This is a genomic window from Methylobacterium sp. Leaf117, from assembly GCF_001422985.1.
Lineage (GTDB): Bacteria > Pseudomonadota > Alphaproteobacteria > Rhizobiales > Beijerinckiaceae > Methylobacterium.
On the sequence record NZ_LMNL01000023.1, the window covers coordinates 153,098 to 179,123 of the forward strand.

Sequence of the window (26,026 nt, forward strand, 5' to 3'; positions counted from 1 at the left end):
CGAACAAGGGGAAAAATCCGGCGCCATTGAGGGTAATAAGGTTCGCGGTGAAGGGCTGGAGTCCCCAAGGCACTCCTCCCGCACCTTCGGTGCGGGGTCGGAACGTCAGATGTCGCTCACGCGCCGCCGAGGCTCGCCAGATAGGCCGGTGCGAGGGAGAGGCCGAGGGGTTGCGGGGCGCGGGGCGGCGGGCTGCGCACGCATTCGCTGAAATATGCGATCGTGTCGAAGATCGCGGCTTCGGTGAAGGGCTTCGGGATGGCGCCGGCCGCACCCTCGAAATGATCCGGGATGTGCTGGGCGTTGGCCGTGACGAAGATCAGGACTATCGCGTCTTCGTTGCGCAGGGCCCGGACGATGTCGATGCCGGACGAACCGCCCCGCAACTGGAGATCGACGAAGACGAGGTCCGGCCGCGTCTCCCGGGCGACCCGGATCGCCTCGTCGGAGGTCGCGGCGGTGCCGACCACGATGTGGCCGGCATCTTCCACGAGAAACTCCAGCTGCATCAGGATGAGCGCTTCGTCTTCCGCGATCAGGACCCGCAGGGGCTCGCTCACGTGCTGTCCTTTGCGCCCGGCGTTTCGCGGGGCAGGCGGATCTCGATCAGGGTCCCGGGATGGCCCGGCTGCCAGGTCAGGCTGGCATTCAACTGGCGCGCCAGGCTCTCCACCAGGCGCTTCCCGAAGGAGCGCGCCCCCACGACGTCCGGGGGCATGCCGATGCCGTCATCGACGATCCGGATGCCGAAGAAGCGACCGTCGGGATGGACGCGGATCGAGAGGCGACCCGGCCGGTCGCCCGGGAAGGCATGCTTGAGCGCATTGGTGATGAGTTCGTTCATCATCAGGGCGACGGGCGGCGCCTTCTCGACCGGAACCTCCACGGGCTCCAGGTCCAGGTGCAGGGTGATGCCGGCATGGCCCGAGCCGCGCACGAGGTCCGTGGCGAGTTCCCGGGTGAATTCCGCGACGTCGAAGCGCTCCACGTCGCGCGACTGGTACAGGCGCTTGTGCACCGTGCCCAACGCCTCGACGCGCGTGAGCATCGACTTCATCGCGTCGCGGGCCGTCGGATCGGTGATGCTGCGGGTCTGCATGGTGAGGAGTGAGGCCACCATCTGCAGGTTGTTCTTCACCCGATGGTCGACCTCGTGGACCAGCATGGTCTTGGCCGCCAGGGCATCGGACAGTTCCCGCGTCCGCCGCGCGACCTCGCGCTCGAAATGCTCCTTCTCGTTCTGCGTCCGCATCTGCGCGTCGACCCGGTCGGTGACGTCGAGCTGCGAGGCGAAGAAGAAATGCAGGTCCCCGCCTTCGGTGATCACCGGGCTCATGTACAGCGCGTTCCAGAACGGGCTGCCGTCCTTGCGGTAGTTCAGGATGTCGATGGCGATGTCGCGCCGGGCATCGACCGCGGCCCGGATCTGCCCGATGGCGTTCGGGTCGGTGTCCTGCCCCTGCAGGAAACGGCAGTTCTGCCCCATGATCTCGGAGCGCTCATAGCCCGAGAGACGCAGGAAGGCGTCGTTGACGAAGACGATCGGGTTGTCGTCGAGGCGCGGGTTGGTGACGATCATCGCCATACGGGTGGCACGGATCGCGGCGGCGAAGGGATCGCCCTTGCCGCCCTCGACCCTGAGGTCGCTCGTGAGGTGCCACGCGTCGTCTCGTTCCATCGTCTCTCGCCTCGTCCTCGTCCCGCTGACCCGTGGGGCCTTCCCGCCCGCGCCGACCTCGTCACGACCGTCGACGGCATGCGGGCGACACGGCTGACCCGCGCGGGGCGATCAGTCGGCGTGGGCAGGCTTCACGATGGTAATAGGGACGTCGGATCACCACGGCGGCGGACAACCGCTGCCGTACGGTGCTCCAACGGCTTCGCCCCTTGGAAGTTCATTTGACATCCCCGCGCGCCGGGATCGCGGTTTTCCGCACGCGCGCGTGGCGAATGTCGGCGGACGCGCTCGGATTGCTGCGCGAATGCCACACCCCGCATCTGTCGCGAGGCTTGGCCGCAAGACGACAACTGCCAAGCTGCTTTTCCCGTGCTAGGATTACCCCGGGGTTGGGCCTCCGGAATTCTGGCAGTGGACATCTCGAACATGCGTCGTCTCCGATGGGCTCGGGCGGGCTTTGCCCTGCTCCTGGCCGGACAGCTCGCAGCCTGTGGCTCCACGCCGCGCATTCCCTATACGGCCGATGAGGCCGCCGCCGCCGTGCTGCCGGGGCTCGATCCGAATGTCCGCGCCTACGCGGATGCCTCGGAAAAGACCTTCACCGAGATGTCGGCGCGGCCCGAGAACAGCCGGGTTCCGTTCGCGTACCTGGCGCTCTCGGGCGGCGGCGGCGACGGGGCCTACGGGGCCGGCCTGCTGAACGGCTGGACCGAATCCGGCAAGCGTCCCGAGTTCTCCCTGGTCTCCGGCGTCTCCACGGGCGCGCTGATCGCGCCCTTCGCGTTCGTCGGGCCGGAATACGACGCCATTCTGAAGGACATCTACACCAGCGGCATCGCCTCGACCCTGGTGCAGTCGCCGAGCTTCGCCAACGTGCTGTTCGGCTCCGGCCTGTTCGGGGACGGGCGCCTGCGCGACCTCGTGCGCCGCTACGTCACGCCGGACCTGCTCACGGCCATCGCCGCGCAGCACGCCAAGGGCCGGCGCCTCCTCGTGGTGACGACGAATCTCGACGCCCAGCGCGCCGTGATCTGGAACATGGGCGCCATCGCGGCCAGCGGCGGCCCGGCCGCCCTCGACCTGTTCACGGACGTGCTCACCGCCTCGGCCAGCATCCCGGCCGTGTTCCCGCCCCAGCTCATCGACGTCCAGGCAGCGCAGCGCACCTTCCAGGAGATGCATGTCGACGGCTCGGTGGTGACGCCGGTGTTCACCCTGCCGCAATCGTTCCTGTTGCGCGACGCCCGCTTCAAGGCGGGCGCCAAGTCGGACATCTACGTCATCATCAACGGGCGCCTGGAGCCGGAATTCGATCTCGCCCAGAACAACACGCTCTCCATCGTCGAGCGTTCGTTCACCACCGCCAGCCGCGCCCGCAGCCGCGCCACCCTGGCCTCGACCTACGCCTTCACCCGCGGCAACGGCATCGGCTTCAACCTCGCCTATATCGATGAATCGGCGCCCAACACCTCGACGGCGCGCGGCTTCGACACCGGCTACATGCGCAGCCTGTACGAGACCGGGTACCAGACCGGCCGCACCGGGACATTCTGGCGCAAGACCGTGCCGGTCGCGCCCCTGGTGAAGGCGTCGGTGGTCGCGGCCCAGTAATGCGCGTCGCACGAGGGGGTCGGATGCGTGCCGCCCCCCTCGCGCTCCATGGTGCGCTGCGATAGAGCGAAGGCATCGCGTCAGGGTTCATTCGGTGCCCGCGCCCCCGGCGAGCCCCCCCGCAATGATCCAGATCGAAGACCTCACCTTCAGCGCCTGGGGCCGACGCTTCTTCGACCGTGCCAGCGTGGCGGTGCCGCCCGGCTCGAAGGTCGGGCTCGTCGGTCGCAACGGCGTCGGCAAATCGACCCTGTTCAAGATCATCCTGGGCGAGCTGCAGCCCGACGGCGGCGCCATCCTGCTGCCGAAGACCGCCCGCGTCGCCTCCGTCGACCAGGAACACCCCGCGACCCCGGTCAGCCTGATCGACACGATCCTGGCGGCCGACGTGGAGCGCGATGCGCTGAACACCGAACTCGAGACCGCCGAGCCGGAACGCCTGGGCGAGATCTATGCCCGCCTCATCGAGATCGATGCCGACCGGGCCCCGGCCCGGGCCGGCGAGATCCTGGCCGGCCTCGGCTTCTCGGTGGAGGACCTGACCCGTCCGATGGCGGAGTTCTCCGGCGGCTGGCGCATGCGCGTGGCCCTCGCGGCGGCGCTGTTCGCCGAGCCGGACATGCTGCTCCTCGACGAGCCGACCAACTACCTCGATCTCGAAGGCGCCCTCTGGCTGGAAGCCCGGCTCAAGCGCTATCCGCACTCGGCCCTGATCATCAGCCACGACCGCGAGCTGCTCAACAACTCGGTCGACGCGATCCTGCACGTGGCCGGGGGTAAGCTCGAACTCTATACCGGCGGCTACGACGATTTCGAGAAGCGCCGGGCCGAGAAGGCCCGTCTCCAGGCCTCGACCAAGCAGAAGCAGGAAGCCGAGCGCGCCCATCTGCAGAGCTTCATCGACCGCTTCAAGGCCAAGGCCTCGAAGGCCGCGCAGGCGCAGTCCCGCGTCAAGCGCCTCGCCAAGCTGGAGCCGATCGCCACCACCATCGAGGAGCACGTGGCGCCGTTCCACCTGCCTTCGCCGAAGCGCCCCCTGGCGCCGCCGCTGATGCACCTGACCGACGCCACCATCGGGTACGGCGACGATGCGCCGGTCCTGCGCGACCTCAACCTGACCCTCGACGTCGACGACCGCATCGGGCTGCTCGGGGTCAACGGCGCCGGCAAGTCGACCTTCGCCAAGATGGCGGCGGGCGCGCTCCAGGTGCGGGACGGGCGGATGGTGCGGGAAGGGCGGGTGCAGGTCGGCTGGTTCCACCAGCACCAGATCGAGGCCCTCGACCCGAAGGACACCCCGCTCGCCATAATCCGGCGCGAGCGTCCCGACGACAGCGAATCGGGGAGGCGCGCCAAGCTCGCGAGCTTCGGGCTCGGCTTCGACAAGCAGGAGACGACGGTGGACGCGCTCTCGGGAGGAGAGCGCGCGCGCCTGCTCCTCAACCTCGTGGCCATGCAGGCGCCGCACCTGCTCATTCTGGACGAGCCGACCAACCACCTCGATATCGACAGCCGGAGGGCGCTCCTCGACGCGCTGAACGATTACGGCGGGGCGGTCATCCTCATCACCCACGATCGCTCGCTGATGGAGCTGGTGGCGGATCGCCTGTGGCTGGCGGCCGACAACACGGTCAAGCCGTTTGCCGGGGACATGGACGATTACGCGAAATTCGTGCTCGACCGGACCCGCGCCGGTCAGCGCGCGCCCGGGCAGGGCCGCGAAAAGCCGGGTCGCGACAAGAAGTCCAAGCGCCGGGCGGCCTGAGCCGCCCGGCTTGCCGGCTTCACTTCCGGAGGATCTTGGTCACGAGGCGGCCGAGGGGTGTGCCGGAATCGTAGTTGCGGTCGTCGCGGACCACGGGACGGTCCTCGTTGCCGAGGAGCTTGGTGACGATGCGTCCGATCAGGCTCATGGTGTGACCCTCTTGCGATGTGGGGCGCCGGGCAGGAACGGCGCAGCTTGACCATCAACACGCAGGGGCCGGCGGACGTTCCCTCCGGGTCGCCAGCCCGTATCCGGCCTGTCATACAACCGTGATCTAAGCCCCTCGGTTTCCACGGCAGGGTCTGGGGTCGGGCATGGACAGCGCGCAGCGGGCAGCGGAGGTCGAGGCGATCCGCCGCGAGGTGGCGGACGATTTCGACGAGGAACTCGAACTCGAGATGGAGGACGAGCGCCTGGAGCGCCTGGCCGACGAACTCGGGCAGCCAGCCCGTCCGCCCGGCCTCGACCGCAAGGTCTACTTCCGCGAGCTGTTCCGGCTGCAGCACGAGCTGGTGCGGCTGCAGGACTGGGTCCAGGCCCACAAGCTGCGCGTCGTCGTGATCTTCGAGGGCCGCGATTCCGCCGGCAAGGGCGGCGTCATCAAGCGCATCACCCAGCGGTTGAACCCGCGCGTCTGCCGGGTCGCGGCGCTGCCCGCCCCGAGCGAGCGCGAGCGCACGCAATGGTACTTCCAGCGCTACGTCTCGCACCTGCCGGCCGCCGGCGAGATCGTGCTGTTCGACCGCTCCTGGTACAACCGCGCCGGCGTCGAGCGCGTGATGGGCTTCTGCTCCCCCGACGAGGTGGAGGAGTTCTTCCGCTCGGTGCCCGAATTCGAGCGCATGCTGACCCGCTCGGGGATCGTGGTGCTGAAATACTGGTTCTCGATCACCGACGAGGAGCAGGAATTCCGCTTCAACATGCGCATCCACGATCCGCTGAAGCAGTGGAAGCTGTCCCCGATGGACGTGCAGTCCCGCCGCCGGTGGGAGGATTACACCAAGGCCAAGGAGGACATGCTGGCCCGGACCCACATCCCGGAAGCGCCGTGGTGGGTGGTCGAGGCCGTCGACAAGAAGCGCGCCCGTCTCAACTGCATCAGCCACCTCCTGGCGCAGATTCCCTACGGCGACGTTGAGCATCCGCCCGTGCACCTGCCGGATCGCGAGCGCCACGAGGACTACATCCGCCACCCGGTTCCGGCCGCGATGTTCGTGCCGCCCGTGTTCTGAGGACGCTGATTCGAAGCCGGCCGCTTGCCCGGACCGAGTGCTCCGGGCGAGAGGGTGTGGGACGCTTCCACGCCTCTCGCCCGCCAGTCCTCCGTCCAGCCCCCGTCCAGGTATCCGGCATGACCAGCACCGACGAACTCCTCTTCACGGCCGAGGGCGGCATCGCCCGCCTGACGCTGAACCGGCCGCAGGCGCGCAATGCCCTCACCTTCGGCATGTACCAGGGGCTGATCGATCACTGCGCCCGGATCGAGGCCGATACCGGCATCAAGGCGCTGATCATCACGGGCGCGGGGGCCAAGGCCTTCGCGGCGGGCACCGACATCGCCCAGTTCCGGAGCTTCGAGACCGCCCAGGACGCGATCGACTACGAGCGCTTCATGGACCGGGTGATGGGCGCGCTGGAGCGGCTGGCGGTGCCGACCATCGCGGCGATCGCCGGCGCCTGCACCGGCGGCGGCGCAGCCATCGCCGCCGCCTGCGACCTGCGCATCGCCACCCGCGACGCCAAGCTCGGCTTTCCCATCGCCCGCACCCTCGGCAATTGCCTCTCGCTCGGCAACCTGCGCCGGCTCTCGGCCCTGATCGGCCCGGCCCGGGTCAAGGACATGATCTTCACCGCCCGCCTCGTCGGCGCCGAGGAGGCGCTGGCCATCGGGCTCGTCGGTGAAGTGGTGGCCGATGCCGACGCGCTGGCGGCGCGGTCCACGGACCTCGCGACCCTGATGGCCGGCCACGCGCCGCTCACCCTGCGGGCGACCAAGGAGGGCCTGCGGCGCCTCCAGGGCGAGGATGCGACGGGGGCCGAGCGTCCCGGCGACGACCTCATCCGCCTCTGCTACACCAGCGCCGATTTTCGCGAGGGCATGGAGGCCTTCCTGGCCAAGCGGCCGCCGAACTGGACCGGCCGGTAGGAACGGCGATCGCAGCCGATCCGCGCCCGTGCCCAACGGACCGTTCAGATGTCTCGCCCCAGATCGACCCCGGGAGGATCGGAAGGCTTGCCTGGCTGCGGTCGACCAAATCGCGACAGGCAATCACGTCTCAACAGGCGACCATCGATGGCCGCAAGGCCGCAGCCGATGAGGGCCATGCCGAGGTAGTGCCGGAGATCCAGGCGCTCGCCCAGCACCAGGGTGCCGAGCAGGATGGCCGAGACCGGAATCAGGAACGTGACGAGCAGCAGGTTCGTCGCTCCCGCCGTCGCCAGGATGCGGAAATAGAGCACGTAGGCCAGGGCGGTGGACAGGGTGGCGATGCCCAGCACGGCCCCCCAGACCGGCAGACCCGGCATCGCCAGCGTCCACGGCCGATCCACCACGAGGGCGATGGGGAGCATCAGGAGCGTCGATGCCGTGACCTGCCCTGCCGCCGTTGCGACCGGCGGGACGCCCATCCGCTTGAAGCGGCGCCCGAAGACGCCCGCCACCGCGTAGGAGAGGGCTGCGGCCAGAACCGCGATCTGCGCCAGGACGTTCGTCCCGAGAGTGGTCAGCAGGGCAGGCCCAATCATGACCGCAACCCCGCCCAGGCCGACGAGAACGCCCGCGAGCCGGTTGCCCGTCATCCGTTCGTCCGAGGTCGACAGGTGGGCCACCGCAACGGCGAAGAGCGGCGTCGTCGCATTCAGGATGGCGGCAAGCCCGGAGGCGATGTGTGTCTGTCCCCAGACGATCAGGCAGAACGGCAGAACGTTGTTCAAGAGCCCCATGCCGGCGAACGCTGTCCAGACCGCGCGCGTGCGGGGCAGGCGCGATCCCGTGAGCGGCAGGGCGAGGTTGAGGACGAGGGCCGCCACGCCGACCCGAAGGACGACGAGGGTGAAGGGCGGCAGCGCCTGGAGCGCGATACCGGTGAAGAAGAACGATCCCCCCCAGAGCACCGACAGGGCGAGCAGCATCGCCCACTCGGGCGCGGACAGGGTGTGAGGGACGGAGCGGGGCACGGCGGAGGTCCTTCCGACTTGATCCTGCTCCCGCCTACGACGCGCCGCGCCGGCACGCCTCCCGTTCCTTGCTCCGCAATCCAGAAGAGGCGCGCGTGCGATCGATGCCCGTTATCCGTGTGGAACAGGCCCGCACGGCCCGCCCCGCTGCGCCGCCTCGCCGCGGCTATTCCAGGCCCGCCACCTTGATCGCGTCGCCCTCGAGCCGGACCTGGGCCGGCAGGCCGCGCTGGACCGGGCCGAGATCATCGGCCGTGCGATACAGGCCGTCGATGGCGATGAGTTCCGGTTCGAACTTGCGGCAGGTGATGCGGGCGTCCGGGTTGCCCGCCGCCCCGGCGATCGCCCGACCGCGCAGGGCGCCGTAGACGTGGAGCGAGCCGCCGGCGATCACCTCGGCGCCCGAGGCCACCGAGCCCATCACGGTGATGTCGCCCTCCAGGTGCAGGATGGTCTGGCCGGAGCGCACCGGGGCATCGAGGATGAGCGAGCGGAACGGCGCCGGCGCCGACGGCATCACCGGCGCGTCCGCCTCGGCGTCCGGCGTCGCCTCCGGGGTGGGAACCGCGTCGACCGGACGCCCCCCTGCCGGGGGCGGCGGCAGGCCGGCGCCGAGCTGGCCCGGATCGGCTCCCTCGATGCCCATCACGGCGACGTCGCGGGCGGCGAGATCGGCCACCAGGGCGACGAGGGTTTCCCGTTCGAGCCCGAGTCCGGCCACGTCGAGGATGACCGGGCGCCCGACGAAGAAGGCGGGCGAGCGCCGGGCCAGCGCGTCGAGTTCGGCAAGCCACTCGGAGACGGGCAGCACCGGGGCGAGCACCAGGGCCATGAAGGAACGGCCGCGAAAGCGGATCGGGGGACGTGTTGAGCTTGCGGTCACGATCGGGTGTCTTGTTCTCGGGCGGTGTTCGCGGAAAGCGGGCGCTGATCGCCACCTTATCCTAACCCGCGTTCCGGGGGCACAGGGCGCGACCTGCGGTCCGTCAACACGATTTCCGACGCCGTTCCATCCCAGACCTTTGAGGATGTCGCGCCTCTTGCAGCGTTTGAATGTCGAATTGGAATGATTCCATAACATAGCGTTTGCAGGCTCAAGACGAGGATCGCTATAGCGGAGCAAATCCTCGCGACATCCGGGGGTCGGCCGGCAGGTTTGGCACGGCCGGGACTGCCGCTCTTGCCTGATCTTGCGGGTGTGCCCCGCGCGCGTCTCGAAGGTACTGCCCGTGGTTGATGGTTCCGCTTCCCTGGACAGGGTCCGCGCGCGACAAGGCTGGCGCTACCGCGCAGCCGTGGCCGGGCGCGTGGTGCTCGCAGCCTTCGGCGGCTACGCCCTGGCGGCGCTCGCCACCGCGTTCCTGTCTCTGACCCTGCCGATGGTGCGCTCGGAGGCGGTGGCCACCGCCACACTGCTCAGCTTCGCCATCCTGGCCGGTGCCGTCATCTGGGTCTTCGCCGCCCGCACCCTGCTGCGCGCCGCGATCGGACTCGGAATTCCCATGGCGCTCGTCGGCGTGGGCCTGTGGGTCGCCCTCGGTCTCGTCGCGGCGGGGCCGCCCGCATGAGGCCGGGGTTCCGCCAATCCATGGCCTGGCTCCACACCTGGGCCGGCCTCGTCACCGGATGGGTGATGTTCGCGGTCTTCGTGACCGGCACCGCCACCTATTACCGTGCCGACATCTCGCTGTGGATGCGGCCGGAACTGCGCGCCGGACCCTCCGACCCCATCCCCGCCGCCGAACGCGGGATCGCCTACCTGAAGACGCATGCCCCGAAGGCCATGGCCTGGTATGTCTCGGTGCCGCAGCCCGATCGCCCGGTGATCGGCGTCTACTGGATGGACAGCCTGGAGGCGCCCCTCGGCCAGGCCCTGCTCGATCGGGAGACGGGAACCCCCACCCGGGCGCGGGACACCCAGGGCGGCGACTTCTTCTACCGCTTCCACTACGAACTCCAGATGATGCCGACGCTCGGCCGCTGGATCGTCGGCGGGGCGGCCATGATCCTGCTCGTCGCGCTGATCTCCGGCATCGTCACGCATCGGCGCATTTTCGCCGACTTCTTCACCTTCCGACGGGACAAGTCGGCCCAGCGCGGCTGGCTCGACGCCCACAACGTCACCGGCGTGCTCGCCCTGCCGTTCCACCTGATGATCACCTATACGGGCATCGTCACGCTGGGCTTGATGTACATGCCCTGGGGGGTGACGGCCGCCTACAAGGGCGACGACCTGCGCTTCTTCGTGGAATCCGCCCAGAGCACGACCTGGCGCCCGGCCGCCGGCCGTCCGGCCGAGGCCCTGCCGTTGGCGCCGCTGCTGGCCCGCGCCCAGGGCGAGGTGTCCGAGCCCCTCGAGATGGTCATCGTCAACAACCCGCGCGACGCCGGCGCCACGGTGGTCGCGGTGTTCGAGGAGCCGCACGGGCTGGCCCACCAGCATCCGCAGATCGCCTTTGATGCCGTTTCCGGCGCCGTGGTCGAGCGGGTGGGCACGATGAAGCCGGCCGCGCACGTCTTCACCAGCTTCATGGGCCTGCACGAGGCGCAGTTCGCCAGCCCCGTCCTGCGGGCGCTGTTCTTCCTCTGCGGCCTGATGGGCGCGGCCACCATCGCCACCGGTCTCGTCCTGTGGAGCGTCGCCCGCATGCCGAAGGCCGGCGAGGCGCCCCGGTTCGGCCTGCGCCTCGTGCGCGGCCTCAACATCGGCACGATCCTGGGCCTGCCCATCGGGATGGCGGCGTTCTTCCTCGCCAACCGGCTGCTGCCCGTCGACCTCGCCCACCGGGCGACCTGGGAGGGCGGCGTGTTCTTCGGCGCCTGGGCGCTCGCCGCCCTGGTGCCCCTGGCCCGGCCGCACCGACGGGCCTGGGTCGAGATGGGCCTGTCCGCCGGGCTCCTCTTCGGCGCCGTGCCCATCGTCGGTGCCCTGACCACGGATCGTGGCTTCGACTTCCTGGCCTTCGATGCCGCGATGCTGGGGCTCGGCCTCGTCCTGGCGCTCGGGGCCCGGGCGGTCTCCCTCTACGAAGGTCGTCGCGCGGCCGCCCGAGCGGCCCGCCCCGCCGGCGGTCTGGCGCCCAAAGGTCTCGTCAAAGCATGACTCCGCTCTCCATCGCCCTGAACCTCGCCCTGAGCTTCGCCGGCCTCGCTGCGCTGTGCCTGTCGATGGACCGGCACCATCGGGCCATTGCCGGGCGGGGCCAGAGCCGGACGCGCGCGCGGGGCCTGCGCCTCGCCGGATGGGCGGTGATCGCGGTGTCCTTCGCGGCCGCCATCCTGACCTCCGACTGGAATTTCGGACCCGTGCAGTGGATCGGCTCCCTCACCGGCGCGGCCCTTCTGGTGGTCGCGCTGGTGTCCTACCGGCCCGCCTGGATTCGCCCGGCCGCCCTGCTCGCCCTGCCGCTGGCCCTGGCGGCGGTGCTCCTCGCCTGATCGCCCCGGCCCCGCTATCCTGACGCGATCCGTCGCCGCGCAGGAGAGCCGATGCCCCCCGATCCCGCTCTCAGCCCCGCGCTCGACCCAGATTTGGCCGCCCGCATCGCCGAGGCCGTCGCCGCCGGGTTTCCCGAGCAGGTCGCCCACACCCAGGCCCTGGTGCGGTTCGGATCGACGCGCGGGGCCGAGCACGCGATCCAGGATTTCGTGTTCCGCGCCTTCCGCGACCGCGGCTACGCCATCGATCGCTTCGCCATGGACGCGGCGGCGCTCGCCGCCCATCCGGGCGGGGGCGCGCTGTCGGAGACGCATTCCCGGGCGCCCGTGGTGGTCGGCATCCATCGGCCGCGGGCCGAGACCGGGCGCTCGCTGATCCTCCAGGCCCATGTCGACGTGGTGCCGCCGGGGCCGGCCGATCTGTGGACCCACCCGCCCTTCGAGCCGGTCATCGATGGCGACTGGATGTACGGGCGCGGCGCCGCCGACATGAAGGCGGGCCATGCCGCCAACCTGTTCGCCCTTGACGCCCTGGCGCGGCTCGGGCTGCAGCCGGCCGCCACCGTGACCCTGCAATCCGTGGTGGAGGAGGAATCCACCGGCAACGGCGCCCTGATGACCCATCTGCGCGGCTACCGCGCCGATGCGGTCCTGATCCCGGAGCCCGAGGACGAGAAGCTCGTGCGCGCCAATGTCGGCGTGCTGTGGTTCACCGTCGAGGTGCGCGGCCGCCCGGTCCATGTCCGCGAGATGGGGGCCGGGGCCAACGCCATCGACGCCACCTATCGGGTGATCGGCGCCCTGCGGGCCCTGGAGGCGCGCTGGAACACCGAGAAGGCGGCCCATCCCCACTTCGCCGACCAGCCCGACGCCATCAACCTCAATGTCGGCCGGATCGAGGGCGGCGACTGGGCCTCGTCGGTGCCGGCCTGGTGCCGGATCGACTGCCGCATCGCCCTGTATCCCGGGCTCTCGGCGGCGGAGGCCGCCCGCGCGGTGGAGCAGGCGGTGGCCGATTTCGCCCGCGACGACGCCTTCCTGTCGAACACCCCGCCCCGGATCGCCTTCAACGGCTTCTTCGCCGAGGGCTACGCCCTGGCGGAGGGCTCCGAGGCGGAGGCGGTGCTGGGGCGGGCGCACCGGGCCGCGACCGGCCGGGACCTCGAGAGCTTCATGTCGCCGAGCTATCTCGATACCCGCGTCTACGCGCTCTACGACCGGGTGCCCGCACTCTGCTACGGCCCGATCAGTCAGAACATCCACGGCTTCGACGAGCGCGTGAGCCTCGCCTCGGTCCAGCGGATCACCACCGCGATGGCGCTGTTCATCGCCGAATGGTGCGGGACGGAGCGCCGGTCCGCGCCCTGACCCGAGCCGCATCCGCGAAAACGTGACGCAACGCGATGTGGATGGCACCCGGTCGCCGCCTTGCCGAAAGGCCCCGGCGCGCTACCCCTAAGGCCCGTGACACATCAGCGTTTTTCCCCACCCGCCGCGCCGTCCGGCGCCCATCGCCGCGCGTCGGCGCCTCTGTTGGCCGGCCTGATGGCGGCGCTGGGCATCTCCGGGGCGGCGGCGCAGACCACCGATACCAGCTGCTACGTCACCGGCGGCGGCACCCTGGAGATCTGCCGGGGCGGCGAGGCCGAGGGCGTATTCTTCACCCCCCGCGCCTGTGAATCGGCCGGCAGCGTCCAGCTCGTCCGGACGACGCCCGCCACCGGGCCGCTCCAGGCCGTCTACCAGGCCGAGACGCCGTTGGCCGCCCCGAAATCCAGGCGCGGTGAGGCCGAGTCCTGCGCGCCGCGGCGCGCCACCGAGGCCCTGGACGGCGGCTCGATCCGCTCCGGCGCCATGCCGGAGCAGCTCGCCACCGCGATGCCGCCGACGCAGGCCCGCCTGTGGGAGATGGCCCGCACGGTCGCGCGCAGCCAGGAGCGGCGTCGCCGCGGCGGCCGGGGCCGGGCGGAAGCGCCCCCCGCGCCGGTGCCGACGGAGGAGGGCATCGCCGCCCGCCATCCGATGACCGTGGCCGGACGCGCCTGGGGCGGGGACGCCTACACCTACGTGTTCTTCCTCGCGGCCGTGCCCACCGAATCCGGCCAGCGGCACGCGCTGCTCCAGGCCCGCACCCTGGACTTCACCCGCTTCGACATCCGCAGCCGCAGCCTGGACGGCATCGCCTGGATGCCGTTCGGCGAGGGGCGGGCGGAAGGGCGAGCGCAGGAGCGAGCAGAGGGCCGGTCACGGCGTGGCCGCCGCAGTCGCGCGCAGGCTGCTGCCGATGCGCCGGGCCCCAGCGCCGTCCTCGACGAGACCGGCGCCCCCGTCCTCGGCAACTGCGCCGGCCAGGGCCTCGACCGCACCGACCTCGTCGGCGCCATCAGCGTGGTCGATCAGGTCTATCACTACTACTACACCGACGTGCTGCCCTCCGATTGCGGGGCGCCGATGGCCAGCCGGCGGATGGGCCTCTACCTGCGCACCAGCCGCGATCTCACCGCCGACCGCGTGTGGTCGGCGCCCCGCACCATCGCGGAGCCGCTGCCGGCCCAGAGCCTGATGCGGGTGGCCAAGGCCCGGGACATGGACCGCTGGGTGGTGGCCTACCGCTGCAACCGTCCCGCCAACACCATGGACGGCCCCGTCGCCGATATCTGCGTGCAGTACAGCGCCGACCTCGCCCTGGGGTCCCTGGCCGGACTGACCTGGTTCTCGGAACCGCAGGCGATCATGCGCTCCACCGCCTATCTCGGCCTGCGCTCGGGCGGCGACGGCTCGGGCCGGTTCGGCCGCAGCCAGCATTTCTGGATGACCGACCGCTACGGCAATCTCGCGACCCCGACGAGTTATCAGGCCAAGGCCGGGTTCCTGACGTGGCTCGACCGGGTGGCGCCGGGGCCGGGCGGCGCGAACGGTTCCAGCGTCTTCGGCCGCCCGGTCTACTGGGCGACGTGGTCGGTGCGGCCCGTGGCGGCGAAGTAGCGGCTTAGGGACCCGGGCGCATCCGGTCGAGCGGGGCTTCAGGATGGGCCGAGGCCCTGACCGCGCGGCGCGGTCCGGGGCTTGCTGGTCCGTCCGGCCGCCCCGCTCCTTCGCCCGGGAGACCACCCCATGTCCGCGACCCCGAGACCCGATCCCGCGCCGCGCCAACCGGCCCGGGCCGCCATCGCGGCCTTCGTCGGCACCACCATCGAGTGGTACGACTTCTTCATCTACGGCACCGCCGCCGCCCTGGTGTTCGGGCCGCTGTTCTTCGCCGAGGCGACGCCTTTCGTGGCGACCCTGGCGGCCTTCGGCACCTTCGCGGTCGGCTTCTTCGCCCGGCCCCTCGGCGGACTGATCTTCGGGCATGTCGGCGACCGGCTCGGGCGCAAGAAGGCCCTGGTGGTCACCCTGGTGATGATGGGGCTGGCCACCACCGGCATCGGCCTGCTGCCGACCTATGCCAGCATCGGGATCTGGGCGCCCATCGCCCTCGTGGGCCTGCGCATCCTCCAGGGGATCGCGGTCGGCGGCGAGTGGGGCGGGGCGGTGCTGCTGGCCGCCGAGCACGCGCCGAAGGGGCGCGCGACCTTCTTCGCGTCGTTCGCCCAACTCGGCAGCTCGGCCGGGCAGATCCTGTCGCTGCTGGCCTTCCGCCTGGCCGGTCTCATGGATTCGGAGCGCTTCCTGGCCTGGGGCTGGCGCCTGCCGTTCCTGGTCAGCGTGGTCCTGCTCCTCGTCGGCCTGTTCATCCGCCTGGGCGTCGGCGAATCACCGGATTTCGAGGCGGATCGCAGCCGGGCCGCCCCGGCGCCGGCGCCGATTCGCGAGGTTCTGGCCACCAGCCTGACGCCGCTGGCCCTGGCGGCCGGCGCCAACACCTTCGCGATCGGCTCGGTCTACCTCTTCAACACCTTCATGATCACCTACACGACCCAGTATCTGGGCCTGCCCCGGGCCACGATCCTCGACGCGCTGCTGGTGGCGGCCTGCGTCCAGTTCGTGATGACGCCGGTGGGCGCGCGGATCGCGGAGCTGATTCGCAACGAGCGCCTGTTCCTCCAGGGCACCCTGATCTGGGCGATGCTGGCGCCCTATCCGCTCTTCCTCCTGGTCGACATGGGCTCTGTGCCGGCCCTGACCCTCGGCCTCGCCCTCAACGTGCTCGGCAGCGCCACCTTCTACGCGGTCATTGCCGGCTACGTGGCCGGCGCCTTCCCCACGCGGGTGCGCTACACCGCGATCTCCGTGGCCTATCAGGTGTGCGGCGCCCTTGCGGGCGGGCTCACGCCGATCGTCGGCACCCTCCTGGCCGAACGCTTCCAGGGCCATTGGTGGCCCATCGCCGCCTTCGGCACCACCCTCGCGGCGATCTCGTTCGTGTGCGTCACGGCGCTCGGCCGCTACCGGGTCCGGGCTTTGCGCGCGGAAACCGCCCGCGCCTGACGGGGGAGGGGCATGCCGCGCCCGGCGGATGTCGCCCCTTGCCCCGGAGGCCCACACCTTATATTGCGACGCGATAGCTCGATCCCGTGACCCGGCGTAGCCGGCCGCCTCCTGCGGCCCGTCGCGTGACGGGCTCTTCTCGCTTCGGATACCCCATGAAGCTTCGTAATATCGCCATCATCGCCCACGTCGACCACGGCAAGACGACGCTCGTCGACAAGCTGCTGTCGCAATCCGGATCGTTCCGCGAGAACCAGCGCGTCGAGGAACGCGCCATGGACTCGAACGATCTCGAGAAGGAGCGTGGCATCACCATCCTGGCCAAGGCGACCTCGGTCGTCTGGAAGGACACCCGCGTCAACGTCGTCGACACCCCCGGCCACGCCGATTTCGGCGGCGAGGTGGAGCGCATCCTCTCGATGGTCGACGGCGTGATCGTGCTCGTCGATGCCGCCGAAGGCCCGATGCCCCAGACCAAGTTCGTGGTCGGCAAGGCCCTCAAGATCGGCCTGAAGCCGATCGTGGCGATCAACAAGGTCGATCGTCCGGACGCCCGCATCACCGAGGTGGTGAACGAGGTGTTCGACCTGTTCGCGGCGCTCGACGCCACCGACGATCAGCTCGACTTCCCGATCCTCTACGGGTCCGGCCGCGCCGGCTGGATGGCGACGGCGCCCGACGGCGACCAGACCGAGGGACTCGCACCGCTGTTCGACCTCGTGCTCGCGCACGTGCCCCAGGCCAAGGTCGAGGAGGGTCCGTTCCGGATGCTCGGCACCCTGCTGGAGGCGAACCCGTTCCTCGGCCGCATCATCACCGGCCGCATCGCGTCCGGCACCGTCAAGCCGAACCAGGCCATCAAGGTCATGGACCGCACCGGCAAGCTGGTGGAGACCGGTCGCGTCTCGAAGATCCTGGCCTTCCGCGGTCTGGAGCGCGCGCCCATCGACGTGGGTGAGGCTGGCGACATCGTCTCCATCGCGGGCCTCGTGAAGGGCACCGTGGCCGACACCTTCTGCGACCCGCAGGTCGAGACCCCGATCCAGGCCCAGCCGATCGATCCGCCCACCGTCACCATGTCGTTCATCGTCAACGATTCGCCGCTGGCCGGCACCGAGGGCGACAAGGTCACGAGCCGCATGATCCGCGATCGCCTGTTCAAGGAGGCCGAGGGCAACGTCACGCTCAAGATCGAGGAGGCGGCCGACAAGGATTCGTTCTTCGTCTCGGGCCGCGGCGAACTCCAGCTCGCCATCCTGATCGAGACCATGCGCCGCGAAGGCTTCGAGATCGCCGTCTCGCGTCCCCGCGTGGTGCTCTCGAAGGATGAGAACGACAACGTCCTCGAGCCCGTCGAAGAGGTCGTGGTCGACGTCGACGAGGAGTATTCCGGCGTCGTCGTGCAGAAGATGTCCGAGCGCAAGGCCGAGATGATCGAGATGAAGCCGTCGGGCGGCTCGCGCCTGCGCCTCGTCTTCCATGCGCCCACCCGCGGCCTCATCGGCTACCAGGGTGAGCTCATGACCGATACCCGCGGCACCGCGATCATGAACCGCCTGTTCAAGGCCTACGAGCCCTACAAGGGCGAGATGCCCGGCCGTCGCAACGGCGTGCTGATCTCGAACGACAAGGGCGAGGCCGTGGCCTACGCCATGTGGAACCTGGAAGATCGCGGCCCGATGATGATCGAGCCCGGCGCCAAGGTCTATCAGGGCATGATCATCGGCGAGCACAACCGCGAGAACGACCTCGAGGTGAATGTGCTCAAGGGCAAGAAGCTCACCAACATCCGCACCACCTCGAAGGACGAGGCCGTGCGCCTCACCCCTCCGATCCGCATGACCCTGGAGCGCTCGCTCGCCTGGATCCAGGACGACGAGCTGATGGAAGTCACGCCGAAGTCGATCCGCCTGCGCAAGACCTACCTCGACCCCAACGAGCGCAAGCGCTTCGAGCGCTCGGGCGGCGTCGCGTAAGCGACCCCAGTCACAACCCACTTGTGCGACGAAAGGCCGGGCGAAAGCCCGGCCTTTTTTCGTTGGAATACGATCTCAGGGCGTCCCGGCACCCCTGATCGACGGGGTCCCGACCTGGGATCGATGACCGTGATGCCGGCTCAGCTCTCTTTCGCCCGTTCCCGAAGCAGGTACTTCTGCACCTTGCCGGTCGACGTCTTCGGCAACTCGCCGAAGACGATGTGGCGGGGGAGCTTGTAGCTGGCCAGCCGGTCGCGGCACCAGGCGATGAGGGCGTCGGCCTCCACGGTGGCGTCGGGCTTCAGCTCGACGAACGCCATCGGGGTCTCACCCCATTTCGCGTCCGGCCGGGCCACCACGGCGGCGGCGGAGACGGCGGGGTGGCGGAACAGGGCGTCCTCGACCTCGATGGACGAGATGTTCTCGCCGCCCGAGATGATGATGTCCTTCGAACGGTCCTTGAGCTGGATGTAGCCGTCCGGGTGCTTGACCCCGAGATCGCCGGAGCGGAACCAGCCGCCCGCGAAGGCCGCCGCGGTTGCCTTCGGGTTCTTCAGGTAGCCGCGCATCACCACGTTGCCGCGAAACATCGCCTCGCCCATGGTCACGCCGTCGGCCGGCACCGATTCGCAGGTTTCGGGATCGCGGATATCGAAGCCCTCGAGCACCGGGTAGCGCACGCCCTGGCGCGCCATCTTCTCCGCACGCGCCTCGGCGTCCAGGGCGTCCCAATCCCGGTGCCAGGCATTCACCACCGCCGGACCGTAGGTCTCGGTCAGGCCGTACAGGTGGGTGACGTCGAAGCCGGCCGCGCCCATGGCACCGAGGACTGCCTGGGGCGGGGGCGCGGCCGCAGTCAGGAAGGCGACCCGCCGGGGCAGGGGGCGGCGCTCGGCCTCCGAGGCGTTGAGGAGGAGCTGCATCACGATCGGCGCCCCGCAGAGATGCGTCACCCCGTGCTCGACCAATGCCGCATAGAGCGCGCCGGCCCGCACCTGCCGCAGGCACACATGGGTGCCGGCGACCACCGACAGCGTCCAGGGGAAGCACCAGCCGTTGCAGTGGAACATCGGCAGGGTCCAAAGATAGACCGGGTGCTGGCCGAGATTGCCCGTGATCACATTGCCGAGGCTGAGAAGCGCGGCCCCGCGATGGTGGTAGACCACGCCCTTCGGATCGCCGGTGGTGCCCGACGTGTAGTTGAGCGAGATCGCGTCCCACTCGTCGCCGGGCATCGCCCAGTCCCAGGCCGGGTCGCCCTCTTCCAAAAGCGTTTCGTAGCCGAGGCTGACGACCGTTTCGTCACCCTCGGTGTATACCAGGTCGTCGACATCGATCACCAGCGGCCTCACCCGGGCCTGAGCCAGGGCCGCGGCCACGACCTTGGCGAACTCCCGATCGGCGATCAGCACCTTGGCCTCGCCGTGGTCGAGGCAGAACGCGAGCCCGGCGGCATCGAGGCGGGTGTTCAGGGTATTGAGGACGGCGCCCGTCATCGGCACCCCGTAATGGACCTCGATCATCTCCGGCGTATTGGCCAGAATCACCGCGACGGTGTCGCCGCGCCCGATACCACGCGCCGCGAGGGCCGACCCGAGCCGGCGGCAGCGCCTGTATAGCTCGGCATAATTGCGCCGCAGGGGACCATGGATGACGGCAATGTGGTCTGGAAAGACGCGCGCCGCCCGGTCGAGGTAGCTCAGCGGGGTCAGCGGCTGGTAATTCGCCGGGTTCCGGTCGAGGTCCCGGTCATAGATCGATGGCGCGGCCCTGTCGGCCGTCGTCGAGGCATTCATCGGCGGATCTCCCTGATCCGCAGAGTATCGCGTCGCTCCGATCTCACAAGGAGACAGGAGGCTCGGTGGAAGTCGATCGTTCGCTGCGGTGCCGGTTGCGAACGCGCATGACGGGCACCGCACGGGGCTCTGCCGGTTCGGCCGGCAGCAGGATACGCAGATGCTCGATGCAAATCGCCGAATCACTGTCGCTACACTAAACTTCAAGCCGGCGTTGACTGGCGCCTTCGTCCGGACTCTCCCTGATGTGCTTGCCGGATCGGAGAGTGTCTGGAGCCGTGGCGCGGGAGCGTTCCCCGTCAGCCGCTGCCGGGGTCCGTCTCGCCATCCGGCTGGTTGCCGCCCTTCGGCCCTTGCCCCGGCTTGCCGTCCGTCTTTTCGTTCGGATCCATCACCGCGTCGGGCGCGGTGTTGGCGGGCTTGCCCTTCGCCGGGGCATCGTCCTTCGGCCGATCCGTTTCGTTCTGCGCCGTCATCGCATCACTCTCTAGAACTCGTTTCGGAACCGGTGCCGCCGGGCTGGCGTCGATCCGACTGACCATCCGACGAACCACCGACCGGAGCAGGGTTGCGACCCTTCGGCGTCCCGGTCCAGGCGGCGTTGCGGCGCGTATCCGTCTCGCCACCGGAGCCCTGTTGCGTGATGGAGGCCTGCGCAGCGGATTGCCGGCCCCCTGCCACGGCAGGTTCGCCGGGTTTGCCGACATCGACGTCCGGCTTGCGGGTGCCGACGATGGGAATTTGGTCGTTCGGCATCGCTACTCTCCCGCATCCTTGCCGTTGGGCGCGGTTGCGCGATCGATCGCTTCCTTCGCGGCGCCGGACGGTGCGGACCCTGCGTTCTGCGCGGCGTCGCCGATCCGCTTGAGGTTGGCAGAGGGCGTCTCGGCCGCCGTCTGGTCCGAAGCATCCGATCCGGGCGTGCCGGAGGCGATGCGGGCAGTCTCGGCTTCACCCATCGGGTTGCCCTTCAGGTCACCCTGGGTCCGAGAGGGGAGGCCGACATCGCGGGCGTTGTCCTGTCCCAGGTCCTGGCCATTGCGATCGGCGTAGGCGTCGAAATCCTTCAGCGAGGGTCGCTCGCGCGGCTCGTCGGTCATGGTATCCTCCTGATCTTGGAGGCTCAACCCATCGCGGCCCACGAGGTTGCCTCGCGGGCGGACGCACATCCGCACAGACGGACGAGGTGGGTCCGGGCGTGTTCTTCCGGACCCGATCGCTTATCAGAGACCGTCGAACAGCGCCGACGAGATGTAACGCTCCGCGAAGGAGCAGGCGACGGTGACGATGCGCTTGCCGCGGAAGTCGGGACGGGCGGCAAGCTTCAGGGCCGCAGCCACGTTGCCGCCGGTAGAGATGCCACCGGGAATGCCTTCGAGACGTGACAGCTGACGCGAGGTATCGAATGCTTCCTGGTTCGAGACCGTGATGACTTCGTCGATGATCGACTTGTCGAGGTTGTCCGGGATGAACCCGGCGCCGATGCCCTGGATCTTGTGCGGGCCGGGCTGGCCGCCGGAGATGACCGGCGAGTCGGTGGGCTCGACGGCCACAATCTTCAGGCCGGGCAAGCGCGGCTTCAGAACCGAACCGACACCCGTGATGGTGCCGCCAGTGCCGACACCGGCCACGAAGGCGTCGAGATGGCCCTGGGTGTCGTTCCAGATCTCTTCGGCCGTGGTTTTGCGGTGGATCTCGGGGTTGGCGGGGTTGGAAAACTGCTGGGGCATGATCGCGCCCGGGATCTCGTTGAGGAGCTCCTCGGCCTTGGCGATGGCGCCCTTCATGCCCTGCGGGCCGGGGGTCAGGGCGAGTTCGGCTCCGAGGAACGCCAGCATCTTGCGGCGCTCCAGAGACATGGTCTCGGGCATCACCAGGATGAGACGGTAGCCGCGGGCGGCCGCCACGAATGCCAGGGCGATGCCGGTGTTTCCCGAGGTCGGCTCCACCAAGGTGCCACCGGGCTTCAGCTTCCCAGAGGCTTCCAGGGCGTCGATCATGTTGACGCCGATGCGATCCTTGACGCTCGCGATGGGGTTGAAGAACTCGAGCTTGAGCAGGATCTCGGCGTCAACCCCGTGCTCCTTGGTGATGCGGTTCAGGCGCACCAGGGGCGTGTTGCCGATGGTCTCGGTGATCGAGCCGAAGATGTGGCCGTGGCCCGGCATGCGGGTGGAAGCGGGGCTCTGGGACGCGGCCATAGATCTCTCCTGAACAGCATGTGGGTGGCGCGCAGGCGGCCGGCACAAGGACGCGCCGGATCTCGCATGGGACGACCTCAGAGCCGGGAGATATCGTGTCGTTTCCGTGGAAGCAATCGGCAAAGCCCGGAGGTCAAAGACAATCCTTCTCTAATGCCAACCTTATTGGAGTACGGTAGGATTTCTCTACTGTTCCAAGCTTAAGCCGGAGAACTTAGTTCTTCGGGCTAGGCAGGCTGCAGAGAGGCTCCGGGGATCAGTGGATCAGCAGGGCCGCGCAAACGATCATCACCGTGGCGAGTGCGGGGCTCGCCCCCGCGATCATCGCGGCACCCGCATAGACGCTCTGGGGCCAGGCGTACCGGGTTTCCTCCCGCAGGCCGGGCCGAAGGCCATTGCTGCCGGTCGTCCATGACAGCCTCGTGCTCATCACATGCTCCCCATCCGCCAAGAGTCTCGGCGATGGGGTAAGAAGGCGCAGGGCGTCTTGAACGCGGCGTAAATCCGCGGTCGCGACCGCGGATCGTCGTCAACGGAGCCTTAAAGCCCGCGTTTCAAAGAGCCCGGTCGAAACGCAGCTCGCCCTTCTGGCTCTTGATCACCAGTTGCGACCCGACCAGATCCCATTGCCCTGCGGTACGGAGCGCAATGAAGAAATCCTGCTCGCTGGCACCCAGACCCTTGTCGCAGGGCTTCTTGGTCAGTGCGAGCGGACCGACGGCAAGGTGCTGTTCCCTGAGTGGGAACGCGGTTGCCGCGAAGGTGTTGCAGCCGCCGTAGCCGCGGGCTCGATACTGCTTGTCGATCATGAAGCTCGGACGGTCGTTGCCGCCGAAGGGCTTTCCGTTCAGGCTGACCGCCGTCCAAGTCGCGTCGAGCGGAAAAATCTTTTCCTGCGGTTTGGCGGCCGGAACGTACTGCTTCTTCTCCGGCTTCTCGCGAGCGTCGCGGCCGAATCCCGTGACGTTGTTGCCCATCTGCGCGTTCGCCGCCGTGGACATGATCCCGGCCACGATGGCGCCGGCGACCACGGCGATTGGGATTGCTCTCATCGTCTGGCTCCCTTTCAAGCGCGCTTCGCGTCGCGTCGAACGTTGCAACCGCGCCGGTCCCGATCCGGGGCGCGCCGCGGCATCGCGCGCGCAACCGTCTAGCAGGACGTGCGCTGCGGCCAATCCGATAAGATTCCAGCACAAATATGGTCAAGTCCACGTGAGGCTGGATTCGGCTCGATCTTGGTTCGATCCCCCACAAACCAACACGCCGACAATTTTTCCATGCTCGCCATTTCTCATTGAACGATCGCCCCATGCTGCCGTTGTCCGGCGGAGTGTCACGATGTGGGAGTTTGCGCGGTGGTGGGATCGGACGAGGGTATCCCGAGCGGATTGCAGCCCGAGGCCTCCGGCCCGAATACCATGACGCCGGCTCAGTCACGCGCCGCACGCGCGCTCCTAAACTGGTCGGAATCGGATCTTGCCGGCAAACTCGGGCTCGGTGAGGATTTCGTGCGCGATTTCGAATCGGGTGGGCGTGAGGTACCATCCGGTCAGATCGAAGCGCTGCGCAGCGTCTTCATGACCCAAGGGGTCCTATTCAGCCAGGACGGAGGCTCCGATGGTGTCCGTCTCAGCGAGCAGGGTCGTGGCGAGGGCACACGGGTGGATGCTCTCAACACCGAGAACGACCGCTAGAGACTGCTCCGTTAAATCCTATCGGGCGGTGGCAAGAGCTTTCAGGTCGCACGTCGCGTCCGCCGCCTGTTCGGGACTCAAACGGAGACCAAGGCCGAGGATGCGCCGGGCCGCCATGTGATCGGCGGCTCTGTCCACCGTCTCGACGCCGGTGAGATCTCCCGCCCTGAACCGGAACACCGACAATCCCGTTGCCGACGGACGCAGCACGCTGACATCGTCCGGCCGTGTCAGACCTGCGATCTGGAGCTTATGCGGCCCTTGATCGCTCCAGAACCACGGTACCGCGGCATAGGATGTCGGGCGCCCGGTCAGGCGTGCCGCCAGACAGCGAGCCTGATCCACGGCGTTTTGGACCGATTCAATCCGGACGGGTTGCCCCGCCGCGAACCGACTTGGCACGCACGCACAATCTCCCACCGCCGAAATCCCCGGATCGGATGTCGCCAGAACCGCGTCGGTGTGAATACCGTCGCCAACGGCAAGACCAGCGGCCTCGGCCAGATCCTCGTTGGGAATGACGCCGATGCCGACCAGGACAAGATCGGCTGCGATCGAGGAGCGATCGGCCAGTTGAACCTCGGCCACGCGACCATCCTTGCCCTCGAGCGCCGAAACCCCGGCACCGAAGGCTAAGCGTATCCCGGCTCGGGTGTGCGCGTTCGTGAAGAAGCGAGCTGTCTCGGGCGAGACGGCCCGGGCCATCGGCCGGTCCGCCGCCTCGATGACGGTCACGGGAATGCCGGAGCCGGCACAGATGCCGGCGAATTCCAGGCCGATGAAGCCCGCACCGATGATCGCGATGGCGTTTGCTCTGTCACGGGCCGCCCTGAGAGCGTCTGCATCGGCGAGGGTCCGCAGTTGATGGACGCCCGCCAGATTTGCCCCTGGGACCGGTAGCGATCGATTGCGGGCGCCAGTGGCCAGCACAAGATGGTCGTAGGCCAGCGCGCTTCCATCGCTGAGCGCCACGCGTCGTTTCCCGCGGTCGATTGCCGTCGCGGTCACGCCCGACCGGTGGGTGATCCTGTGTTCGACGAAATAGGATGGCGGCCGCAGGCAGAGGCCGGCCGCATCGGTCTTCCCAGCCAAATAAGCCTTCGACAGGGGGGGGCGCTGATAGGGCAGGCCCTCGTCGCCCAACAGGGTGATGGGATCGGCAAAGCCCACCTCGCGCAGGGAGGCCGCGACCTGGAAGCCGGCCTGACCGGCGCCGACGATGACGACACCGGCCGTGCTCATGCCTCGAACTCCGCGGTGACCGACGACGGGTTCTGCGAAAGCCGGAGTTGGGGCAGCCAACGGCCACCGTCCTTGGCGACGTAATCCCAGAACGCCGCGGCAGCTGGGCCCAGAACCTTGTCGGCCCTGCGTACCGCGTACCAGTCGCGTCGGATCGGCAAGCCCTCCACGTTGAGGACGGCGAGGCGCCCGCTGTCCAGTTCGGCTGCCACCGTGTGGGCAGAGATGAGGGCGATGCCGAGTCCTGCCATCACAGCCTGCTTGATCGTCTCGTTCGAACCGGAATCGATCCCCAGGCGGGCACGCTTGATCATGACGCCTGCCATGAACTCCTCGAACACCGTGCGGGTGCCAGAACCTTCCTCGCGGACGAGAAAGGATTCCTGAGCGAGATCCGCCCGCGTCAGGCCCGCGCGACCGACGAAGGGGTGGTGCGGTCCTGCGATGATCACGATCGGGTGTGGCCCGAAGATTTCCGCTTCAATGGCGAAATCGCGCGGCGGACGGCCCATGATGGCAAAATCGATCTCGTAGTTGCGCAGAGCCTCGACCATGGCGCCGCGGTTGCCGACCGTGAGATTGATCTCCACCGCCGGGTGCAGGCCGACGAAGCCGGCGATCACCCCCGGAGCGAAGTACTTGGCCGTGGAAACCACCCCCATGGCCACGCGTCCGCCGCTGCCCCCCTTCAGAGTCTCCAGGCGGTCTGCGCAGGTTTCGAGCACGGTGTTGATGCTGTTGATCGCCCACAGCATCTCGCGCCCGGCATCGGTCGGTTTCAAGCCTGTGGGTGTCCGGTCGAACAGCATCAGGCCGGCTTCCTCCTCCAACTGGCGGATGCGCGCGTAGAGGGCGGCCGAGGTCACGTTGAGCTCCTGCGCGGCACGCGTCATGGTGCCGAGGCGGGCGACCGCGGCGACGGCCTGGAGCTGTTTGAGGGAAAGGTTGCGCATCAGGCGGTTTTAGTTTTTTTGGAATCGCTCGCAAGTTTTTTCAGAATTCTTTCGGTGATACGAT

26 protein-coding genes are annotated in these 26,026 nt (G+C 68.8%); 12 read left to right on the forward strand and 14 right to left on the reverse strand.

Annotated features, from left to right (window positions below; all coding sequences use genetic code 11):
• Positions 1 to 116: 116 nt before the first annotated feature.
• Together ASF57_RS12155 and ASF57_RS12160 are read right to left on the reverse strand one after the other, a co-directional pair.
• Positions 117 to 560, reverse strand: a complete 444-nt coding sequence (locus ASF57_RS12155) for a response regulator (RefSeq protein WP_056483611.1) — start codon at positions 558 to 560, stop codon at positions 117 to 119.
• Positions 557 to 1,678, reverse strand: a complete 1,122-nt coding sequence (locus ASF57_RS12160; RefSeq protein WP_056178750.1) for a histidine kinase dimerization/phosphoacceptor domain -containing protein — start codon at positions 1,676 to 1,678, stop codon at positions 557 to 559. The genes ASF57_RS12155 and ASF57_RS12160 overlap by 4 nt, the downstream gene beginning before the upstream one ends.
• A gap of 426 nt (positions 1,679 to 2,104) precedes the next feature.
• Here ASF57_RS12160 and ASF57_RS12165 point away from each other — a divergent pair, with 426 nt between their 5' ends.
• Together ASF57_RS12165 and ASF57_RS12170 are read left to right on the forward strand one after the other, a co-directional pair.
• On the forward strand, positions 2,105 to 3,289 hold the full coding sequence (locus ASF57_RS12165) for a patatin-like phospholipase family protein (RefSeq protein ID WP_056179936.1): 1,185 nt from the start codon (positions 2,105 to 2,107) through the stop codon (positions 3,287 to 3,289).
• Between the two features lie 124 nt (positions 3,290 to 3,413).
• Positions 3,414 to 5,054 carry an ABC-F family ATP-binding cassette domain-containing protein gene (locus ASF57_RS12170; RefSeq protein WP_056178753.1) on the forward strand — a complete coding sequence of 547 codons (1,641 nt, stop codon included), beginning with the start codon at positions 3,414 to 3,416 and terminating at the stop codon, positions 5,052 to 5,054.
• A gap of 19 nt (positions 5,055 to 5,073) precedes the next feature.
• Here ASF57_RS12170 and ASF57_RS12175 read toward each other — a convergent pair whose 3' ends face one another.
• Positions 5,074 to 5,202 (reverse strand): hypothetical protein, encoded by a 129-nt coding sequence (locus tag ASF57_RS12175; protein WP_055945825.1) that lies wholly within the window; start codon positions 5,200 to 5,202, stop codon positions 5,074 to 5,076.
• A 166-nt stretch (positions 5,203 to 5,368) separates the two neighbouring features.
• On the opposite strand from ASF57_RS12175, the gene ppk2 reads away from it, so the two are divergent.
• On the forward strand, positions 5,369 to 6,286 hold the full coding sequence (ppk2, locus tag ASF57_RS12180; RefSeq protein WP_056178756.1) for a polyphosphate kinase 2: 918 nt from the start codon (positions 5,369 to 5,371) through the stop codon (positions 6,284 to 6,286).
• A gap of 119 nt (positions 6,287 to 6,405) precedes the next feature.
• Positions 6,406 to 7,200, forward strand: coding sequence for an enoyl-CoA hydratase (locus ASF57_RS12185; RefSeq protein WP_056483614.1), 795 nt, complete (start codon positions 6,406 to 6,408; stop codon positions 7,198 to 7,200).
• A gap of 44 nt (positions 7,201 to 7,244) precedes the next feature.
• Here the strand turns inward: ASF57_RS12185 and ASF57_RS12190 are convergent, their stop codons facing one another.
• On the reverse strand, positions 7,245 to 8,231 hold the full coding sequence (locus tag ASF57_RS12190; protein ID WP_056483620.1) for an EamA family transporter: 987 nt from the start codon (positions 8,229 to 8,231) through the stop codon (positions 7,245 to 7,247).
• Positions 8,232 to 8,397: 166 nt separating this feature from the next.
• On the reverse strand, positions 8,398 to 9,063 hold the full coding sequence (gene minC, locus ASF57_RS12195; RefSeq protein WP_056178765.1) for a septum site-determining protein MinC: 666 nt from the start codon (positions 9,061 to 9,063) through the stop codon (positions 8,398 to 8,400).
• 397 nt (positions 9,064 to 9,460) lie between these two features.
• Between minC and ASF57_RS12200 the strand changes: the two genes are divergently transcribed.
• The 7 genes from ASF57_RS12200 to typA all read left to right on the forward strand — a co-directional run bounded on the left by ASF57_RS12200 (position 9,461) and on the right by typA (position 18,076).
• Positions 9,461 to 9,799, forward strand: coding sequence for an iron transporter (locus ASF57_RS12200; protein ID WP_244476921.1), 339 nt, complete (start codon positions 9,461 to 9,463; stop codon positions 9,797 to 9,799).
• Positions 9,796 to 11,334, forward strand: a complete 1,539-nt coding sequence (locus tag ASF57_RS12205; protein ID WP_056483622.1) for a PepSY-associated TM helix domain-containing protein — start codon at positions 9,796 to 9,798, stop codon at positions 11,332 to 11,334. The genes ASF57_RS12200 and ASF57_RS12205 overlap by 4 nt, the downstream gene beginning before the upstream one ends.
• Entirely contained in the window at positions 11,331 to 11,669 is a 339-nt protein-coding gene (locus ASF57_RS12210; protein ID WP_056178768.1) for a DUF3325 domain-containing protein, read from the forward strand. Before ASF57_RS12205 ends, ASF57_RS12210 begins: the two co-directional genes overlap by 4 nt.
• Positions 11,670 to 11,720: 51 nt before the next feature.
• Positions 11,721 to 13,037 (forward strand): ArgE/DapE family deacylase, encoded by a 1,317-nt coding sequence (locus ASF57_RS12215; protein WP_056483625.1) that lies wholly within the window; start codon positions 11,721 to 11,723, stop codon positions 13,035 to 13,037.
• Positions 13,038 to 13,202: 165 nt separating this feature from the next.
• Entirely contained in the window at positions 13,203 to 14,654 is a 1,452-nt protein-coding gene (locus ASF57_RS12220; protein WP_056483628.1) for a hypothetical protein, read from the forward strand.
• A gap of 129 nt (positions 14,655 to 14,783) precedes the next feature.
• The gene (locus ASF57_RS12225; RefSeq protein ID WP_056483631.1) at positions 14,784 to 16,100 is read left to right on the forward strand and encodes an MFS transporter; all 1,317 of its coding nucleotides are present in this window, start codon (positions 14,784 to 14,786) and stop codon (positions 16,098 to 16,100) included.
• A 155-nt stretch (positions 16,101 to 16,255) separates the two neighbouring features.
• The gene (typA, locus tag ASF57_RS12230) at positions 16,256 to 18,076 is read left to right on the forward strand and encodes a translational GTPase TypA (protein ID WP_056178778.1); all 1,821 of its coding nucleotides are present in this window, start codon (positions 16,256 to 16,258) and stop codon (positions 18,074 to 18,076) included.
• Between the two features lie 140 nt (positions 18,077 to 18,216).
• Here typA and ASF57_RS12235 read toward each other — a convergent pair whose 3' ends face one another.
• The 7 genes from ASF57_RS12235 to ASF57_RS12250 form a co-directional block, all read right to left on the reverse strand.
• Entirely contained in the window at positions 18,217 to 19,872 is a 1,656-nt protein-coding gene (locus tag ASF57_RS12235; protein WP_056483634.1) for an acyl-CoA synthetase, read from the reverse strand.
• 299 nt (positions 19,873 to 20,171) lie between these two features.
• Positions 20,172 to 20,348: a hypothetical protein gene (locus tag ASF57_RS26425; RefSeq protein WP_200935858.1), complete on the reverse strand. Its 177-nt coding sequence runs from the start codon at positions 20,346 to 20,348 to the stop codon at positions 20,172 to 20,174.
• Positions 20,349 to 20,352: 4 nt separating this feature from the next.
• Complete coding sequence (locus ASF57_RS24755; protein WP_082503911.1) at positions 20,353 to 20,628, reverse strand: hypothetical protein; 276 nt, start codon at positions 20,626 to 20,628, stop codon at positions 20,353 to 20,355.
• A gap of 2 nt (positions 20,629 to 20,630) precedes the next feature.
• Complete coding sequence (locus ASF57_RS12240; protein ID WP_056483637.1) at positions 20,631 to 20,972, reverse strand: hypothetical protein; 342 nt, start codon at positions 20,970 to 20,972, stop codon at positions 20,631 to 20,633.
• A 123-nt stretch (positions 20,973 to 21,095) separates the two neighbouring features.
• Positions 21,096 to 22,073, reverse strand: a complete 978-nt coding sequence (gene cysK, locus ASF57_RS12245; protein WP_056178788.1) for a cysteine synthase A — start codon at positions 22,071 to 22,073, stop codon at positions 21,096 to 21,098.
• Positions 22,074 to 22,329: 256 nt separating this feature from the next.
• Positions 22,330 to 22,503, reverse strand: coding sequence for a hypothetical protein (locus tag ASF57_RS25755; protein WP_156376110.1), 174 nt, complete (start codon positions 22,501 to 22,503; stop codon positions 22,330 to 22,332).
• Positions 22,504 to 22,627: 124 nt separating this feature from the next.
• Complete coding sequence (locus ASF57_RS12250) at positions 22,628 to 23,125, reverse strand: META domain-containing protein (protein WP_056178791.1); 498 nt, start codon at positions 23,123 to 23,125, stop codon at positions 22,628 to 22,630.
• 303 nt (positions 23,126 to 23,428) lie between these two features.
• Between ASF57_RS12250 and ASF57_RS12255 the strand changes: the two genes are divergently transcribed.
• Positions 23,429 to 23,767: a helix-turn-helix transcriptional regulator gene (locus ASF57_RS12255; RefSeq protein WP_056483640.1), complete on the forward strand. Its 339-nt coding sequence runs from the start codon at positions 23,429 to 23,431 to the stop codon at positions 23,765 to 23,767.
• Positions 23,768 to 23,785: 18 nt separating this feature from the next.
• Here the strand turns inward: ASF57_RS12255 and ASF57_RS12260 are convergent, their stop codons facing one another.
• Both ASF57_RS12260 and ASF57_RS12265 read right to left on the reverse strand, forming a co-directional pair.
• Positions 23,786 to 25,009, reverse strand: coding sequence for an FAD-dependent oxidoreductase (locus tag ASF57_RS12260; RefSeq protein WP_056483643.1), 1,224 nt, complete (start codon positions 25,007 to 25,009; stop codon positions 23,786 to 23,788).
• Entirely contained in the window at positions 25,006 to 25,962 is a 957-nt protein-coding gene (locus tag ASF57_RS12265) for a LysR family transcriptional regulator (protein WP_056178801.1), read from the reverse strand. Before ASF57_RS12265 ends, ASF57_RS12260 begins: the two co-directional genes overlap by 4 nt.
• Positions 25,963 to 26,026: the final 64 nt, after the last annotated feature.